We start from the raw sequence: 15,791 nt of genomic DNA, 5'->3' as shown, positions 1-15,791 counted from the left end.
TCCTCCGGCGCCACGGTGTCGCGCCCCGCCAGCGCAGCCGCGGCGATCGCGGCGCGCTGCGCCAGCATCGGCGCGCGCAGCGAGGCGATGCCGAGCGCGACGGCCGCGCCGCACAGCGCCTCCGTCACCTCATCGGGCACCAGCACGCCATCCAGCCGCGCGCGCGCGGCGGCGATGTCGGCGCCGGCTGCCCCGGCCTGGGGCAACGGCGCGATATGGAAGGCGAGGCGATCGCGCAGCGGCTCCGCCACCCCCTCATCCTCGATGCCCTCGTCCAGCGCGACCAGGCCGAAGCGCGCAGGCAGGCGCCGAGCGATGCCGTCGCGTTCCAGCGCGACCTCCTGCCCATCCAGCACGGCCGCGATGCGCGCGGCCATGCCGGGTGCGGCGCGCTCCGCCATCACCAGCAGCAGCACGCCGCCATCGGCTTCCGCGAGCACGCCGCGTTCCGCCACCGGCCGTCCGGCGGCGAGCGTGGCGGTCAGGTCAAGCCCGCCAAGCAGCCGCGAATCCGGCACCGAGGCCGGCATGCGCCGCCAGGCGGAGCCCTCGGGCATTGCGGCGCGCAGTGTCGCCAGCCAGCCGTCGCGCTCAGGCCCCGGTCCGGCGCGCAACACGGCCCCGCCAAGCCCGACCGGATCCACTGCCAGAAGCAACGCCGCGGCGCATTGGTCCGCCACCACTGCCGGGTCCGGCGCCGCGCGCGGCGGAGCGCGCCCGTCGCCGGCCGTCGTCACTGCCCGAACAACTCCGCGACCGCCCGCTCGACGCGCGTGGAGGAGGAGGTCTCGTCCAGCGGATTGCGCCGCAGCCGGTGGCGCAGCGCGGGGCTGGCCACGGCGCGCAGCTCGTCATCGCCGACGCGCTCGACTTCCTCGAGCGCCGCATGCGCGCGCGCGGCACGGATCAGCGTGAGCTCGCCGCGCAGGCCATCCGTACCGAGCGCCATGCAGAGCTGCGCGGCCCGTTCGAGCGCGGCATCCGGCACCTCGATGGAGGGCAGTGCGGCCCGCGCCGCAAGGATGCGGCGGCGCAGCTTTACCTGTTCCTTCTCCCAGGCCGCGCAGAAGGCGGCGTGGTCACGTTCGTAGGAATCGCGGCGGCGGATCACCTCGATGCGCGTCGGCAGGTCGGTCGGCGTGCGGACCTCGACGCACAGGCCGAAGCGATCCAGGAGTTGCGGGCGAAGCTCGCCCTCCTCCGGATTGCCCGATCCCACCAGCACGAAGCGCGCCGGGTGGCGGATCGAAATGCCCTCGCGCTCCACCAGGTTCTCGCCGGAGGCCGCGACATCGAGCAGCAGGTCGACCAGGTGGTCCTCGAGCAGGTTCACCTCGTCAATGTAGAGAAAGCCGCGATGGGCGCGGGCGAGCAGGCCGGGCTCGAAGGCCTTCACGCCCTCGGCAAGCGCGCGCTCGATGTCGAGCGCGCCGGCGACGCGGTCCTCGGTCGCGCCCAGCGGCAGGTCCACCACCGGCACCGGAACCTCGACAGCGCGCAGACGGGGCTTGGCGCGGCAGGCTTCGCACAGCGCCGCCGCATCGCCGGGGTCGCAGCCGAAGCGGCAGCCCTCGACCGCCTTCATCGGCGGCAGCAGCGCGGCAAGCGCGCGCACCGCCGTGGACTTGCCGGTGCCGCGATCGCCCAGCACCAGCACGCCGCCGATGCTGCCATCCACGGCGGCGACCAGCAGTGCGCGCAGCATCTCCTCCTGCGCGACGATGGCGGCGAAGGGATAGGGTGCGCGGGTCGCCGCGCGTGAGCGCGGCGCCTTCGTGCGGGTGGAGACGGCGGCCGCCTCCCCGCCCCGGTCATGGTCGCCGGGCAGCGAGTCCATCAAGCCGCGCGCCTCAGGCTGAACCTTGACCACACATCCTCCAGCGACGCGACCAGATGGTCCATGTCGGCATCAGTATGCACCGGCGAGGGCGTGATGCGCAGCCGCTCCGTGCCGCGCGGCACGGTGGGGTAGTTGATCGGCTGAACATAGACGCCGTGCTCGTCGAGCAGCAGGTCCGAGATGTTCTTGCAGATGACGGGATCGTAGACCATCACCGGCACGATATGACTATTGTTCTGCAGGTGCGGCACGCCGATGGCGTCGAGGCGCTTGCGCAGCGTGGCGGCGCGTTCGTGCAGGCGCTCGCGCTCGACCGTGCTGGCGCGCAGGTGCTGGATCGCGGCGCGCGCACCGGCGGCGACCGCCGGGGGCAGCGCGGTCGAGAAGATGAAGCCCGAGGCGAAGGACCGCACGAAGTCGCACATCGCATGCGTGCCCGCGATGTAGCCGCCGATCACGCCGAAGGCCTTTGCCAGCGTGCCCTCGATGACGGTCAGGCGATGCGATGCGCTGTCGCGCTCGGTGACACCGCCGCCGGTTGGGCCATAGAGGCCGACTCCATGCACCTCGTCGCAATAGGTCATGGCGCCGAATTCCTCGGCGACGTCGCAGATGTCGTGGATCGGCGCGATGTCGCCATCCATGGAATAGACGCTCTCGAAGGCGACCAGCTTCGGCGCCCTGGGGTCCAGTTCGGACAGCACGCGGCGCAGGTCGACCACGTCGTTGTGGCGGAACAGCCGGCGCTCGGCGCGGGAATGGCGCATGCCCTCGATCATGGAGGCGTGGTTCATCTCGTCCGAGACGATCACACAGCCCGGCATGCGCGAGGCCAGCGTGGACAGCGACGCCCAGTTCGACATGTAGCCCGAGTTGAACAGCAGCGCCGCCTCAGTCCCGTGCAGTGCCGCCAGTTCCTGTTCCAGCAGCACATGCGCGTGGTTGGTGCCCGAGATGTTGCGCGTGCCGCCCGCGCCCGCGCCGTAGCGGTCCAGCGCCTCGTGCATCGCCGCCAGAACCTTCGGGTGCTGCCCCATCCCGAGATAGTCGTTCGAGCACCACACCGTCACTTCACGCGTCTTGCCGGCGTCATGGCGGATCGCGCGGGGGAAGGCTCCGGCCTGGCGCTCGATGTCGGCGAAGACGCGGTAACGCCCCTCGCGCCGGAGGCCGTCGAGCTGCGCGCGGAAATAGGCTTCGTAGTTCATGGCGTCACCCCCCGGGTGCTCTGTTGCGCCTTGGCTGGCGAGCATGCGCGACGGCGCGGCGCGATGCCGATAGAATTCGCGGTGCGGTCCGAGGATACATTGACCTCGATCATGCCGCGGCTGGCCTCAGGCAGGCGAGCAGCGCGGCGCGCAGGCGCATCAGGTCCTGCGTGGCGCCGACCGCAACCACACGCGGCGCAGCATTGGCGGCGGGGGTGAAGGCAGCAAGCTGCGCGCGCCCCCCGGACAGGTCGAACTCCACCCAGCCCGAGCCCGAGGCGGAGCGCAGCGTGCCGCGCAGGCTCTCGACCGGGCCATAGGCGCCATCCGCCACCTCGTTCAGAAGGCGGCCCAGCCGGTCGGCGTCGCAGGGCGCGGAGAGGCCCGATTCCCAGGCCGCAACGCGCGGTGCCGCACGTCCCGAAGCCTCGCGGCGGTCCATTGCCCAGCGCCAGAGACGCTCGATCGGCAGGGGCATCATCAGGAACCAGTGTTCCAGCACGGCAAGCGCGGCCAGCGTGCCGAGCAGGCTCGCCGCCGTCACGTCGAAGGGCGTGGCGCCGGACTTGAACGCATGGTGGAACAGCCAGGCGCAGAACAGCGTCGAGGCCATGACGGAGAAAGGAAACAGCAGGTTCATCGAGCGGTGGCGGAAATAGGAACCGATGTAGCGCAGATGGTCCGGCAGGAAGACTTCGCCAGTGTTCCGCGCGCCCAGGAAGATGTTGATCTTGGTGGATTGCCGCATGACCCACAGGATCATGAAGGTCCATACGGCGACCTGGTTGGCCGCCCCCCATGACAGCGCCACCAGGACCACCGCCGCGGCGATGATGGCGCATTCGTGCCACAGGATGGCGCCGATCGCTGCGACCACGCGCCGCGGCCCCGACAGCCCCGGCGGGCAGGGCGTGCGCCGCGGCCCGGTGATCAGCCCGGTCAGGAAGGACAGCTCGATCCAGCCCCAGACCGCAAGGCCGCACAGGAAGCCAACATAGGCACCGGTGACCGAGCTGTCCTGCGCGATCGCCCAGGTTCCGGACAGCGCGCTCAGCAGGAAGAAGGTCGCGAAGGCCATGGAGCGGCGGAAGGTTTCCGGCCGCAGCCCGTCCAGCAGCAGGATCAGCCCAGTGCTGAACCACCAAACGAAGATAGCAACCAGAGCTGGAAGGGCAAATTCGGCCATGGTGCGGCGTGCCTCCCTGTCCTACCAGGCCGGCGCCAGCCGGGCATCGGCCGGCAGCGCATGCCGGCGCGGCCGCCGCAGCAGCGCGCGCAGGAAGGTCGTGCCAGCCGCAAGCGTCAGCCCCACGCGCTTCGCCCCGCCCACCACGCCGCCCTGCGCCTTGGCCGCGGCGATCCCCTCGCCCAGGACGCGCAGGCGTTCCATGTCGCGCAGGAAGCCCGGATGGTCGACGTCGAGCGTCGCCGGGAAGACCTGGCGGCAGATCTCCTCGGTGATGCGGAAGACGCGCATGTCGTAGTCGGTCGGCGTCATGCCGAGCGCCTTGTGGAACTCCGGCCGCGCATGGTCGCGCACGTACATCGTCGCGAAGACCGCGAGCTGGAAGAAGCGGCACCACCAGACGTTGTAGCCGCTGACCAGCGACGGGTTGGCGCGCATCAGCAGGGCAAAGGCCTCGCCGTGGCGGAACTCGTCGTTGCACCACTTCTCGAACCACTGGAAGATCGGGTGGAAGCGCAGCTCGGGGTGCTTCTCGAACTGCCGGAAGATGGTGATGTAGCGGGCGTAGCCGATCTTCTCGCTCAGGTAGGTGGCGTAGAAGATGAACTTCGGCTGGAAGTAGTGGTACTTCTTCGACTTGGTCAGGAAGCCAAGATCCACGCCGACGCCGATGTCCTTCAGGCTGTCGTTGATGAAGCCGGCATGGCGGCTTTCGTCGCGGGCCATCACCGCGAAGAGCTCCTTCATGTCCGGGTTGCTCACGCGCTTCTTGATCTCGGCATAGAGCACGCAGCCGGAGAATTCGGCGGTGACGCTGCTCACCAGGAATTCGACGAGTTCCTTCCGCAGCCCTTCGGGCAGGCTGTCGAGATCGAACTTGTCGAAATCCTCGTTGCGGACGAAGTGACCCTTGTTGGGGTCGGCGCGGAACTCATCCATCAGCCGGTCCCACTGGGCACGCAGCGGCTCCACATCCACCTTGTCCATGGCGGCGAAATCGGTGGTGTAGAAGCGCGGGCTGAGCACCGTCTCGGTCAGCGCCATGCGCGTCGCGACGGCCGACGACCCCTGCTTGGTTCCGAGCGGCAGTTCATCCGGGCCGCCGAGCACGAGGGCCTCCATCACGTGGCCTCCTTCGGCTCGAACCCGCAGTGATACAGCTCGGTCAGCTCGAAGATCGCGACCCATTGCGTCCAGAAGCGCGTGAACGGTCCGGCGCGGTAGACGGTGGCGCGCGTCTCGAAGGACATCTTCTCACCGAAGGCCACGTGGTCGGGCGTGCCATGCACCACCACACGGTCGCCCGGGCGGAGGTCCACGCCCTCGGGCACCGCATAGGCGTGGAAACTGTCGAAGCTGCGCTCGATCTCGACCGTGCAGGGAACCTCCAGCGTGGAGGGTCCGCCCAGCCAGCGCGGCCAGCCATTGCCCTTCGTCGTCATGTTTTATTTCTCCCCGATTGGCAGGAGACGCGCGAAGGCGTCCGCCTGCGTCTGGCCAAAGGCCAGAAGGTCAAGACGCCGGCCTGTGGCCGTGTCGTCCAGTGTCAGCCGTCCGTCGCTCCAGGACACCAGGCGGAAGGGTGCCTGCGGCCCAAGATCGCGCAACCGGCGGTCGCGCGCCAGCCCGCGCAGCGTGCCGCGCAGGAAGCCATCCTCGCCCGGGGCGACCAGCAGCACCTCGCGCCCCGTCGCGGCATCGCTCAGCACCACCGCGCCATCGCCGCGGTCGGCGGCGACGAAGCTACGCTCGCTGCGCACCAACGCCGAGCTCTCGGGTGCGCGGGCCGAGGGAAGCGGCGCGATCGTCAGTCCGACCAGCGCGAGGATTCCGAGGCCCATGGCCAGCACGGGACCCTTTCCGAAGACTTCCTGGCGCATGGTGCGATGCATCGCGGTCTCTCCCTTGTCTCAGGCCATTGCCTCGGCGCCAGGGCGCGAGGTGTTGCGCGGCGCATCGGCGCCAGCGATAGGCGTCACCGGCATGGCGGCCGCGGCGGCCAGAGCCCGACCCAGCACCTGCGCCACCGCCTCCGCATCCGGCAGAGCGCGCAGCATCGGCTCCGGTCGCGTGAAGCGCCAGGGTCGGCAATGCGGCCACAGCGCGATCCAGGAAGCGCGCTGCTTCCCCGCCAGGTGCAGCACCAGGTCGCCGCTGCCATCGGCGCGCCGCGACAAGGCGGCACTCTCCACAAGCGCGAAGGGCAGGTTGATGGTCACCGGCAGCGCGACCCCCACCCGCATCACGATGCGCCGGTTGGTGATGGAATAGACCGCGCCACGCGCCGCCATCCAAGCATAGGCGACCAGGAAGGCGATCGGCATCGCACCGATCAGCAGCATCAGCCCGGCGGCGGCTACCGCCTCGACCATGCTGCCCCCGGCAGTCGCGACCGAGGCCCCCTGCCAGGCCGCGACCATGGCGAAGTACGCGGCGATGCCGCGCACATGCAGCGCCCCGCGTGCCAGACCACGCCAACCGGGGCGGCCCTGCCAGAGCAGCGTCTCGCCCTCCGGCAAGCGTTCGGGCAGGCCGGGCACGGGCTCGAAGCCGTGCTCGGTCACCCCCGGACGGGCAGAGGCGCCGCTCATACCAGCGGCTCGCTGCGCTCGGGCGTGGCGTGCAGGTGGCCGCCGCCGAAATAGCCGGCGATCATGTCCTCCTCGAGCAGCGTGATCTGCTCGGGGCTCTTGATGCCGGGCGCGGCGGCGAACTGCGCGGCGGTCACCGACACCACGCGGACGTCGCCGTCGTCGTTGATTGTCGCGAGGAACATCGGCACCAGGATGCGCCGGCCGCCGACCGCGTCCACCTCGATGTAGCGCAGCACGTATTCCGACCGGTCGGTCCAGAGGTCGGCCACGGTGCCGACGGTCTCGCCGTCGAGCGTCGTGACCGGCCGGCCGATCGGGTTCGGATCCTCCTCCGCGATGTGCCAGCCCGGCGCGGCGCGGAGCGGGACGATCTTGGGCAGGTTGTCGTCATAGGCGAGGTCCGGCGCGTCGTGCCGCATGGCGTAGGACGCCGCGCCCAGGCCATCACGCATCGCATCGCCCTTGGGCGTGATGGGCGTGCCGTTGTACGGGTCCTCGATCACCAGGGCGGAGATGTCGCGCTCGGGCTGGTCGCCCTGCGTCACCGTCGCACCCGGCGGGTAGTGCAGGCGGAACACCTTGGGCGGCGGCGTCTCGGGGAAGCCGTGGATGGTACCGAAGTTCGGCCGGTCGGAGCGGTCGGACACAAGCGGATAGCCCTCGCGCTTGCCCTCCCGGTGCAGCCAGAACACCAGGAACGCGAAGAATGCGAAGAACAGGTAGAGCGACAGAGCCGCAAGGTCGAGAAACACCGGGGTGGGTGGTGGCGTGGGCATGGTGACCTCCGCTTCCTTCAGGATCGAATGGATGCCGGATCGGCGACGCCGGTCCGGGTAGTCACGGAAGGCCGCAGCCGGGCCACGAGGGGCCCGACAGCGGCAATGGTGGCGAACAGCAGCGCAATCTCCAGCGCATAGACGGTGACGTAGCCGGTGACAGGGCCTTCCAGCCCCGCACCGAGGAAGCCGCGTTCGGCAAGCGCGGTGACGCCATCGCGCAGCACACCGCCGAAGGCGATCGCCGCACCGCCGCAGGTGGCCTGAACCGCGCCCCAAAGGCCGAGCGCGAGCCCGGTGCGCTCAGGCGGCGCCGCCCGCATGCAGGCGGTCAGCGTGGCATGTGCGAAGAAGCCCGCACCCAGGCCGATCAGGGCGGTGCCGGCAGCGAATACGACGGTGGACCCGCTGGCGCCGGCGAAGATCACGAACGCGAAGCCGGCCACGCCGGTCAGCGCGCCATAGCCGCAGATCCGGTACGGATCCTGCCCGGCCGAGAGCCAGCGCGCCGCGAGGATGAAGCCGATCACGCCACCGCCAGCCATCAGCGCGGTCAACCCGGTTGTGGCGCCGACGCTCAGTCCCAGCACCTGGCCGCCATAGGGTTCCAGCAGCACGTCCTGCATGGCGAAGCCGGCGGTGCCGAGGCCCACTGCGGCCAGGCGGCGGTTCCACGGCCCATCGCGGCGCAAGACGTTGAAGCTCTCGAGGAAGCCCGGCTCGCCCTTGTCGAGGCCGGTGGTGCGGCTCGGGTCGAGCGCCTCCTGCTTCCACACGGCGATGAAGTTCAGCACCAGCGTGGCCGCGGCCACGCCCTGGATCAGCTGGATCAGCCGCAGCTGGCTGAACTCCGACAGCAACAGGCCGAACCCGATGGCGGCGACCACCATGCCCGCCAGCAGCATCATGGACAGCAGCGCGACCACGTTAGGCTGCGCGCGTTCCGGCACCAGGTCGGTGGCGAGCGCCAGACCCACGGTCTGCGTGGTGTGCAGCCCCGCGCCCACCATCAGGAAGGCGATCGCGGTGCAGACTTGCGCGACCCATGGCGGCGCCCAGGTGTCGCCCGAAAGGATCAGCAGCGCGAAGGGCATCATCGCCAGGCCGCCGAACTGGACCACGCTGCCCAGCCAGAAGTACGGCACGCGGCGCCAGCCGAGCACGGAGCGGTAGGTATCCGAACGGAAACCGATCAGTGCGCGCAGCGGCGCGAACACCAGCGGCAGCGCGACCATCAGAGCGACCAGGCCGGCCGAGACGCCGAGCTCGACGATCATCACCCGGTTCAGCGTCCCGATCAGCAGCACCGTCGACATCCCGCAGGAGAGCTGGAACAGCGACAGCCGGAACAGGCGCGACCAGGGCAGGTCGCCCGTATGCTCGTCGGCGAAGGGCAGCAGGTCGTGCCCGACCTTGGTCCAGACGCTGGCAAGACGGGCGTTGAGTCCACTCATCGCGCGAGCAACTCCATGGCCTGGGAGGTGTAGAAGCCCGAGGCGATCCGACGGCTGTGCCGCGGCACGAATCCGGCCAGGCCGGGGTCGCGTTCGATCTGGCGCCGCAGCGCGGCCTCGCCAACCGGTTCAATCGCCGGAGCGCGGTCGCCGCGCGGGAAGATCCGCCCGACCGTGTGCATCGCGGACAGCAGCACCGTGCGCGGGGCGAAGGTGAACAAGATCGACCCGCGCGTGCGCGCCGCCAGCCCCGCCAGCGCGCGCACCGCATCCGGCGCGCGATAATGGATCAGGCTGTCCATCGCGACGACGTGGTCGAAGGTACCGAGATACGGGTCGAGCATGTCGCCGACCTCGAATCGGATCTCGCCCGGCGTGCCGGCAGAGCGTTCGCGCGCCACCTGCACGAGCGAACGCGAGACATCGATCGCGACGACGGACGCGCCACGCTTGGCAGCCTCAACAGACAGTGCGCCGGTGCCGCAGCCGGCATCGAGCAGCCGCAGGCCACGCATATCCGCCGGCAGCCAGGACAGCAGCGTGGCGCGCATCGCGTCGCGCCCGGCGCGCACCGTGGCGCGGATACCCGAGACCGGCGCATCCGAAGTCAGCCGCTTCCAGGTCTCCGACGCCGTGCGATCGAAATAGGTCTCGATCTGCGTCCGCCGCGCCTGCCAGGTGCCGCCGCTCATCTCAGTCGAACCCCAGCAGGTCAAAGATGTCACGGTCCTTGAGCGGCTCCGCCTCCAGCGGATCCACTCCCGCCCAGAGCAGTTCCGCGAGCCGGATGTATTCCGCCTGCACGGCCACCATCTCTGGCGTCGCCTCCATCTCGAACAGGGTCGCCTTCTTCAGCCGCGAGCGCCGGATGGCGTCGAGATCGGGGAAATGCGCGAGCGTCTTCATCCCCGTGGCCTTGTTGAACTTCTCGATCTGGTCGGTCGCAGCGGACCGGTTGGCGATCACGCCGCCAAGCCGCACCGGATAGTTCTTCGACTTCGCCTTGATGGCCGCGACGATGCGGTTCATCGCGAAGATGCTGTCGAAATCATTGGCCGCAACCACGATGCCGCGATCGGCGTGCAACAGCGGGGATGCGAAGCCGCCGCAGACCACGTCGCCCAGTACGTCGAAGATCACCACATCGGTCTCGTCCAGCAGATGATGCTCCTTGAGCAGCTTCACCGTCTGACCGACCACGTAGCCGCCGCAGCCCGTGCCCGCCGGCGGCCCGCCGGCCTCGACACACAGCACGCCGTTGTATCCCTCGAAGACGAAGTCCTCGGTGCGCAGTTCCTCGGAATGGAACTCCACCGTCTCCAGCACGTCGATCACCGTGGGGATCAGGCGCTTGGTGAGGGTGAAGGTGCTGTCGTGCTTCGGGTCGCAGCCGATCTGCAGCACGCGGCGGCCAATCTTGGAGAAGGCGACGGCGAGGTTGGACGAGGTGGTGGACTTCCCGATACCGCCCTTGCCGTAGACGGCGAACACCTTGGCCGTGCCCACGGCGGCCATGGTGTCCATGTGCACCTGCACGCTGCCGTCGCCATCGCCGCGCCGGGACAAGGTCATCGAGGGCGGCGGGTTCATCACGACGGTCATGCAGGAACCCCTTCGGAAATGCCTTCGATGCGGTCTTCAAGTTCCTCGCCCGCGCGTCGCAGCGCATCGAGGACGTCGTCGCTCGGCTGCCAGTAGCGGCGCTCATGCGCCTCCAGCAGCCGGTTCGCGATGCGCGCGGCACCGGTCGGGTTCAGCGCGGCGAGGCGATGGCGCATCGTCTCGTCGAGCATGTAGGTCTGTGCCAGGTGCTGGTAGACCCAGGGCGCGACCTGCCCCGTGGTAGCCGACCAGCCGAGCGTGTTGGTCACCTGCGCCTCGATCGTGCGCACGCCCTCATGGCCGTGCTGCAGCAGCGGCTCGAACCACTTCGGGTTCAGCGCGCGGGTCCGGGTCTCGAGCGCAACCTGCTCGGCCACGGTGCGGACCTTGCCCTCGCCGCGCGTCTGGTCGCCGACGTACACGGCCGCGTCGCGGCCGCGTGCCGTACGCACCGCGCGGCTGATGCCGCCAAGCGTGTCGAAGTAGTGGTCGACACTGGTGATGCCGAGTTCCACGCTGTCGAGGTTCTGGTAGGTCGCCTCGACCGTGCCGAGCATGTGCGACAGCACCGCGTCCTGGCGCACCGGCCGGCCGCCGACGCCATAGGCGAAGCCCTTGCGGCGCACATAGGCGTCGCCGAGCTCGTCCTCCTCCTGCCAGGAGCCCTGCTCCAGCATCAGGTTGACGTTGGCACCATAGGCGCCATCGGCATTGCCGAAGACCCGCAGTGCCGCCTGTTCCATGGTGCCGCCATGCTGCGCCAGGAAGGCCAGCGCGTGTTTGCGCACAAAGTTCATATCGGCGGGTTCGTCGGCCTCGGCCGCCATCAGCGCGGCTTCGGCCAACAGCTTGGTCTGCATCGGCAGCAGGTCGCGGAAGATGCCCGAGAGCGTGACCACCGCATCCACCCGCGGCCGACCGAGCCGTTCGAGCGGCACCAGCTGCGCACCGGCCAGCCGCCCATAGCTGTCATGGCGCGGCTCCGCACCCATCAACCACAGCGCCTGGGCGATCGGCCCGCCCTCGGTCTTCAGGTTATCGGTGCCCCAGAGGACGATCGCCACCGTCTCGGGCAGCGCGCCGCTGTCCTCGACATGCCGCGCGAGCAGGCGTTCGGCCTGCTTCGCGCCATCCTGCACCGCAAAGGCTGAGGGAATGCGGAAGGGGTCGAAGCCGTGCAGGTTGCGCCCGGTCGGCAGCACATCGGTGTTGCGCAGCAGGTCGCCGCCAGGTGCGGGACGCGTGAAGCCGCCATCCAGCGCATGCAGGATGGCCGGGGTCTCGTGGTCCTGCGCCAAGAGCGCGTCCAGTTCGGCGCGCCTAGCAGGGTCGGTGACGCCCGCAGCATCGAGCATCTGCGCGCGCGCTTCCGGCCCCGGAGGCTCGCCGATGATGTGCAGTCCCTGCGGGATCAGTTCGTATTCCAGCTCCAGCAGCGACGCGCCCAGCTTCAGGATCTCCGCCGGCGCCGTGTCGCCCCAGACCGGTTCGGCCGTCGCGAGATCAACCTGCGAAGCCTGGGCCTGGATCAGCCCGGCCAGCGCGGCGCGCGTGCCATGATCCGTGTCCGGCGCCAGGTTGCGCCAGCGGTCCAGAGACGCCTTCAGATCGAGCAGCCCGCGATACAGCCCGGCATGCGCAACCGGCGGCGTAAGGTAGGAAATCAGCGTCGCCGCAGCGCGCCGCTTCGCCAGGGCGCCCTCGGATGGATTGTTCGATGCATAGAGGTTCAGGTTCGGCAGGTCGGCGATCAGCCGGTCCGGCCAGCATTCGCCGGAAACGCCCGTCTGCTTGCCCGGCATGAACTCCAGCGCGCCGTGCATGCCGTAGTGCAGCACCGCATGGGCACCGAAATCCTCGCGCATCCAGCGGTAGAAGGCCGAGAAGGCGTGCGTCGGCGCGAAGTCGCGTTCGAACAGCAGGCGCATCGGATCGCCTTCCCAGCCGAAATTGGGCTGGATGCCGATGAACACATTGCCCAACCGCAGTCCGTAGATCAGCAGCGAGGCGCCATCGGTCTGAACGCGTCCCGGCGCAGGGCCCCAGGTCTTCTCGATCTCGGCCAGGTGCGGCTCGCGCCGCACATGGTCGTCGGCGAGGACGCGAGCCTCGACGTTGCAGGGCGCGCCGTAGCGGGCGGCATTGCCTTCCAGCACCACCTTGCGCAGCGCCTCGACGCTCTCGGGGACATCCACCGTGTAGCCGCCGGCCTTCATCGCCTTCAGCGTGCGGAACAGCGATTCGAACACCGAGAGATAGGCCGCCGTGCCCGTCGCACCCGCATTGGGCGGGAAGTTGAAGAGCACGATCGCGACGCGCTTGGCGGCACGTTCGGTGCGCCGCAGCGCGACCAGCTTCGCCACGCGCGCGGCCAGCATCGCCACACGCTCGCGGTGCGGCATCATGTCGGAGGCGCAGGAAACACCATCACAACCTGGGCAGGGCGTGCCCGACCCGCGCGCGCCGCAGCGCCCACCGAAGGTGATCGGCGCGATCGCGCCATCCAACTCAGGGATTGCCACCATCATGGTGGCCTCGACCGGCGTCAGGCCGCGGGCATCGCCCTGCCACTGCGCCAGCGTCTGGAATTCCAGCGGGTGCGCCGCGACGTAGGGAACATCGAGGCGCGAGAGCATCTCCTCCGCCGCGTGCGCGTCGTTGTAGGCGGGCCCGCCCACCAGCGAGAAGCCGGTCAGAGACACCACGGCATCCACCGTGGCGCGACCGTCGCGCAGGAAGAACTGCTCGATCGCCGGGCGCTGGTCGAGGCCGCTCGCGAAAGCTGGCACCACCGTCAGCCCCTTGGCCTCCAGCGCAGCGATCACCCCGTCGTAATGCGCGGCATTGTCCGCCAGCAGGTAGGAGCGCATCACCAGCAGCCCGACCCTGCCCGCCCGGCCCTCGCGTGGCAGGGCGTCCAGGCGCTCGACGATGCGGCCCTTGGCGCGCGGATGATACAGCCCGACATCCGGGTACTGCACCGGCGCGGCCACCTTCAGCGACCCCGCCAGCTTCGCGCGCGGTCCCGTCGCATAGCGGTTGACCAGCAGGCGCACCATGTTGCCGAGATTCTCCTCGGTGCCCGCCAGCCAGTATTGCAGCCCGAGGAAGTATGCCCGGACGTCCTGCGCCGTGCCGGGGATGAAGCGCAGCAGCTTCGGCAGTTCGCGCAGCATGCGCATCTGACCCGCGCCGGAGGACCCGCTGCCCTTCCCCTTGGACCCGCGCAGTCGCTTGAGCAGGCCAAGGATGCCGCGCGCCTCGGCGGACATGTCGAAGCGGCCGAGCCGGGTCAGCTTCACCACCTCGCCGGCCGAAAGGCAGCACAGCATCGCATCGCACTCGGCGCGGCGTGCCTGCAGCGCCGGCAGTACCGCGCGGATATGCTCGTCGAGGAACATCATGGTGACGACGATGATGTCGCCCAGCGCGATGTCGGCCTTGCAGGCCGCCAGCGCGACCTCATCCGTCGCCCAGTCCTCCGCGGCATGCACCACGAAGCGCAGGCCCGGGATTTCGCGTTTCAGCACCGCTGCCGCACGGTCGGCTGACCGTGCCAAGTGGCTGTCCATCGTGACAAGCACGACGCGGACAGCCGCGGCCTCAGCGGGAGAAATGCGCTTTGGCGTCATACAATGTCTCGATGGTGATGGTTGAAAGGCCGCGCTCGCGCGCGAAGGACTCGGTGTTGCGGCGCGCCTTCCCGCGCACGAAGAACGGGATCTTCTTCAACTCGCTCTCGGCCTCGGCCGCCCAGGTGGCAGGGCCCGCGGCGACAGGTTCGGGCGGTGCCTCGCGTGCCGGCGCATGGCCCAGGTGGGACGGCGCGGCGCCGTCGGCGAACTCGAAATCCTCGCGGAACATGCCGAGCAGATGTTCCTCGAGCCCCATCATCAGCGGATGGACCCAGGTGTCGAAGATGACGTTCGCACCCTCGAACCCCATCTGGGGCGAGTAGCGCGCCGGAAAATCCTGCACATGCACCGGCGCCGAGATCACCGCGCAGGGCACACCCAGGCGCTTGGCAATGTGGCGTTCCATCTGCGTGCCCAGCACCAGCTCGGGCCGCAGCGCGGCGATGGCTTCCTCGACCTTCAGATAGTCGTCGGTGATCAGCGCCTCGATGCCATGCGCCTTCGCGGCCTCACGCACCTCGCGCGCATATTCGCGGCTGTAGGTGCCCAGGCCCACCACAACGAAGCTCAGTTCCTCGGCCGCGGTTCGCGCTGCGGCGATGGCGTGCGTGGCGTCGCCGAAGATGAAAACGCGCTTGCCGGTGAGATAGGTGCTGTCCACCGAACGCGAGTACCAAGGCAGGCGCGATGCCGCCTCGGCCAGCACCGCGGTCGCGTCGATGCCGACCAGCGCTGCCACCTCGGTGATGAATTCGCGCGTCGCGCCCACGCCGATCGGCACCGTCTTGGTGGCGGGAATTCCGTGCTGGCGCTGCAGGAAGGCCGCCGCCGTGCCCGCGGTCTCAGGATAGAGCACGACGTTCACATCGGCCTCGCCGAGCCGCGTCAGGTCCGCCGGCGTCGCCCCCATTGGCGCAACCACATTCACGTCGATGCCGAGTCGCGCCAGCAGACGCGTCACCTCCGTCACATCGTCGCGATGCCGGAAGCCGAGCGCCGTCGGACCCAGGATATTCGCGCGTGGGGCCGCCCCCGCCGCGCGCGGCACGCGCGGACCGGCGCAGGCGCGCACCAGGCGGTAGAAGGTCTCCGCCGCGCCCCAGTTTTCCTTCTTCTGGTAGGAAGGGAGCTCCAGCGCGACCACCGGCACCGGCAGCCCCAGCGTCTTGGCGAGGCCACCCGGATCGTCCTGGATCAGCTCCGCCGTGCAGGACGCGCCCACCAGCATCGCCTGCGGCTTGAAGCGCGCATAGGCATCGCGCGCCGCCTCCATGAACAGTTCGGCCGTGTCGCCACCAAGGTCGCGCGCCTGGAAGGACGTGTAGGTCACCGGCGGGCGCTTGCTGCGCCTTTCGATCATGGTGAAAAGCAGATCGGCATAGGTGTCGCCCTGCGGGGCGTGCAGGACGTAGTGGACACCCTCCATCGCAGTGGCGATACGCATCGCCCCCACATGCGGCGGCCCTTCATAGGTCCAGACGGCGAGCTCCATGGCG

General features: G+C 69.6%; 13 protein-coding genes and 1 pseudogene. All 14 read right to left on the bottom strand.

The window, feature by feature from the left end; genetic code table 11:
• A pseudogene (bchD, locus tag HW578_RS03850) lies at positions 1 to 680 on the bottom strand (magnesium chelatase subunit D); the annotation flags it as partial.
• Positions 681 to 733: 53 nt separating this feature from the next.
• A complete protein-coding gene (bchI, locus tag HW578_RS03845) occupies positions 734 to 1,837 on the bottom strand; it encodes a magnesium chelatase ATPase subunit I (RefSeq protein ID WP_198369210.1) in 1,104 nt (367 codons plus the stop codon).
• Positions 1,837 to 3,048, bottom strand: coding sequence for a 5-aminolevulinate synthase (hemA, locus tag HW578_RS03840; RefSeq protein ID WP_198369209.1), 1,212 nt, complete (start codon positions 3,046 to 3,048; stop codon positions 1,837 to 1,839). The genes bchI and hemA overlap by 1 nt, the downstream gene beginning before the upstream one ends.
• Before the next feature lie 109 nt (positions 3,049 to 3,157).
• On the bottom strand, positions 3,158 to 4,234 hold the full coding sequence (gene puhE / locus HW578_RS03835; RefSeq protein WP_198369208.1) for a putative photosynthetic complex assembly protein PuhE: 1,077 nt from the start codon (positions 4,232 to 4,234) through the stop codon (positions 3,158 to 3,160).
• Positions 4,235 to 4,255: 21 nt separating this feature from the next.
• Complete coding sequence (gene acsF, locus HW578_RS03830; protein WP_198369214.1) at positions 4,256 to 5,356, bottom strand: magnesium-protoporphyrin IX monomethyl ester (oxidative) cyclase; 1,101 nt, start codon at positions 5,354 to 5,356, stop codon at positions 4,256 to 4,258.
• Positions 5,356 to 5,676, bottom strand: coding sequence for a hypothetical protein (locus tag HW578_RS03825; protein WP_198369207.1), 321 nt, complete (start codon positions 5,674 to 5,676; stop codon positions 5,356 to 5,358). The genes acsF and HW578_RS03825 overlap by 1 nt, the downstream gene beginning before the upstream one ends.
• 3 nt (positions 5,677 to 5,679) lie before the next feature.
• Entirely contained in the window at positions 5,680 to 6,126 is a 447-nt protein-coding gene (gene puhC, locus HW578_RS03820; protein WP_198369206.1) for a photosynthetic complex assembly protein PuhC, read from the bottom strand.
• An 18-nt stretch (positions 6,127 to 6,144) separates the two neighbouring features.
• Positions 6,145 to 6,825: a photosynthetic complex putative assembly protein PuhB gene (puhB, locus tag HW578_RS03815; RefSeq protein WP_198369205.1), complete on the bottom strand. Its 681-nt coding sequence runs from the start codon at positions 6,823 to 6,825 to the stop codon at positions 6,145 to 6,147.
• On the bottom strand, positions 6,822 to 7,604 hold the full coding sequence (gene puhA / locus HW578_RS03810) for a photosynthetic reaction center subunit H (protein ID WP_198369204.1): 783 nt from the start codon (positions 7,602 to 7,604) through the stop codon (positions 6,822 to 6,824). The genes puhB and puhA overlap by 4 nt, the downstream gene beginning before the upstream one ends.
• 17 nt (positions 7,605 to 7,621) lie before the next feature.
• Positions 7,622 to 9,058, bottom strand: coding sequence for a BCD family MFS transporter (locus HW578_RS03805; RefSeq protein WP_198369203.1), 1,437 nt, complete (start codon positions 9,056 to 9,058; stop codon positions 7,622 to 7,624).
• The gene (gene bchM / locus HW578_RS03800; RefSeq protein ID WP_198369202.1) at positions 9,055 to 9,750 is read right to left on the bottom strand and encodes a magnesium protoporphyrin IX methyltransferase; all 696 of its coding nucleotides are present in this window, start codon (positions 9,748 to 9,750) and stop codon (positions 9,055 to 9,057) included. The genes HW578_RS03805 and bchM overlap by 4 nt, the downstream gene beginning before the upstream one ends.
• 1 nt (position 9,751) lies before the next feature.
• A complete protein-coding gene (gene bchL, locus HW578_RS03795) occupies positions 9,752 to 10,660 on the bottom strand; it encodes a ferredoxin:protochlorophyllide reductase (ATP-dependent) iron-sulfur ATP-binding protein (protein ID WP_456308263.1) in 909 nt (302 codons plus the stop codon).
• Positions 10,657 to 14,292 (bottom strand): magnesium chelatase subunit H, encoded by a 3,636-nt coding sequence (locus tag HW578_RS03790; RefSeq protein ID WP_198369201.1) that lies wholly within the window; start codon positions 14,290 to 14,292, stop codon positions 10,657 to 10,659. The genes bchL and HW578_RS03790 overlap by 4 nt, the downstream gene beginning before the upstream one ends.
• Positions 14,264 to 15,787: a ferredoxin:protochlorophyllide reductase (ATP-dependent) subunit B gene (gene bchB / locus HW578_RS03785; RefSeq protein WP_198369200.1), complete on the bottom strand. Its 1,524-nt coding sequence runs from the start codon at positions 15,785 to 15,787 to the stop codon at positions 14,264 to 14,266. Before bchB ends, HW578_RS03790 begins: the two co-directional genes overlap by 29 nt.
• Positions 15,788 to 15,791 lie beyond the last annotated feature (4 nt).

The organism is Roseomonas rosulenta, assembly GCF_016106005.1.
GTDB classification, from domain to species: Bacteria; Pseudomonadota; Alphaproteobacteria; order Acetobacterales; family Acetobacteraceae; genus Neoroseomonas; species Neoroseomonas rosulenta.
Note: the sequence above shows the minus strand (reverse complement) of the source record. Positions and strands in the feature narration are given on the sequence as shown.

What these genes read in the sequence shown, in the direction of transcription:
- hemA (WP_198369209.1), bottom strand. Translation starts at nt 3,048, where the DNA reads ATGAACTACGAAGCCTATTTCCGCGCGCAGCTCGACGGCCTCCGGCGC.
- puhE (WP_198369208.1), bottom strand. Translation starts at nt 4,234, where the DNA reads ATGGCCGAATTTGCCCTTCCAGCTCTGGTTGCTATCTTCGTTTGGTGG.
- HW578_RS03825 (WP_198369207.1), bottom strand. Translation starts at nt 5,676, where the DNA reads ATGACGACGAAGGGCAATGGCTGGCCGCGCTGGCTGGGCGGACCCTCC.
- puhB (WP_198369205.1), bottom strand. Translation starts at nt 6,825, where the DNA reads ATGAGCGGCGCCTCTGCCCGTCCGGGGGTGACCGAGCACGGCTTCGAG.
- bchL (WP_456308263.1), bottom strand. Translation starts at nt 10,660, where the DNA reads ATGACCGTCGTGATGAACCCGCCGCCCTCGATGACCTTGTCCCGGCGC.
- HW578_RS03790 (WP_198369201.1), bottom strand. Translation starts at nt 14,292, where the DNA reads ATGACGCCAAAGCGCATTTCTCCCGCTGAGGCCGCGGCTGTCCGCGTC.
- puhA (WP_198369204.1), bottom strand. Translation starts at nt 7,604, where the DNA reads ATGCCCACGCCACCACCCACCCCGGTGTTTCTCGACCTTGCGGCTCTG.
- puhC (WP_198369206.1), bottom strand. Translation starts at nt 6,126, where the DNA reads ATGCATCGCACCATGCGCCAGGAAGTCTTCGGAAAGGGTCCCGTGCTG.
- bchM (WP_198369202.1), bottom strand. Translation starts at nt 9,750, where the DNA reads ATGAGCGGCGGCACCTGGCAGGCGCGGCGGACGCAGATCGAGACCTAT.
- acsF (WP_198369214.1), bottom strand. Translation starts at nt 5,356, where the DNA reads ATGGAGGCCCTCGTGCTCGGCGGCCCGGATGAACTGCCGCTCGGAACC.
- bchB (WP_198369200.1), bottom strand. Translation starts at nt 15,787, where the DNA reads ATGGAGCTCGCCGTCTGGACCTATGAAGGGCCGCCGCATGTGGGGGCG.
- HW578_RS03805 (WP_198369203.1), bottom strand. Translation starts at nt 9,058, where the DNA reads ATGAGTGGACTCAACGCCCGTCTTGCCAGCGTCTGGACCAAGGTCGGG.
- bchI (WP_198369210.1), bottom strand. Translation starts at nt 1,837, where the DNA reads ATGGACTCGCTGCCCGGCGACCATGACCGGGGCGGGGAGGCGGCCGCC.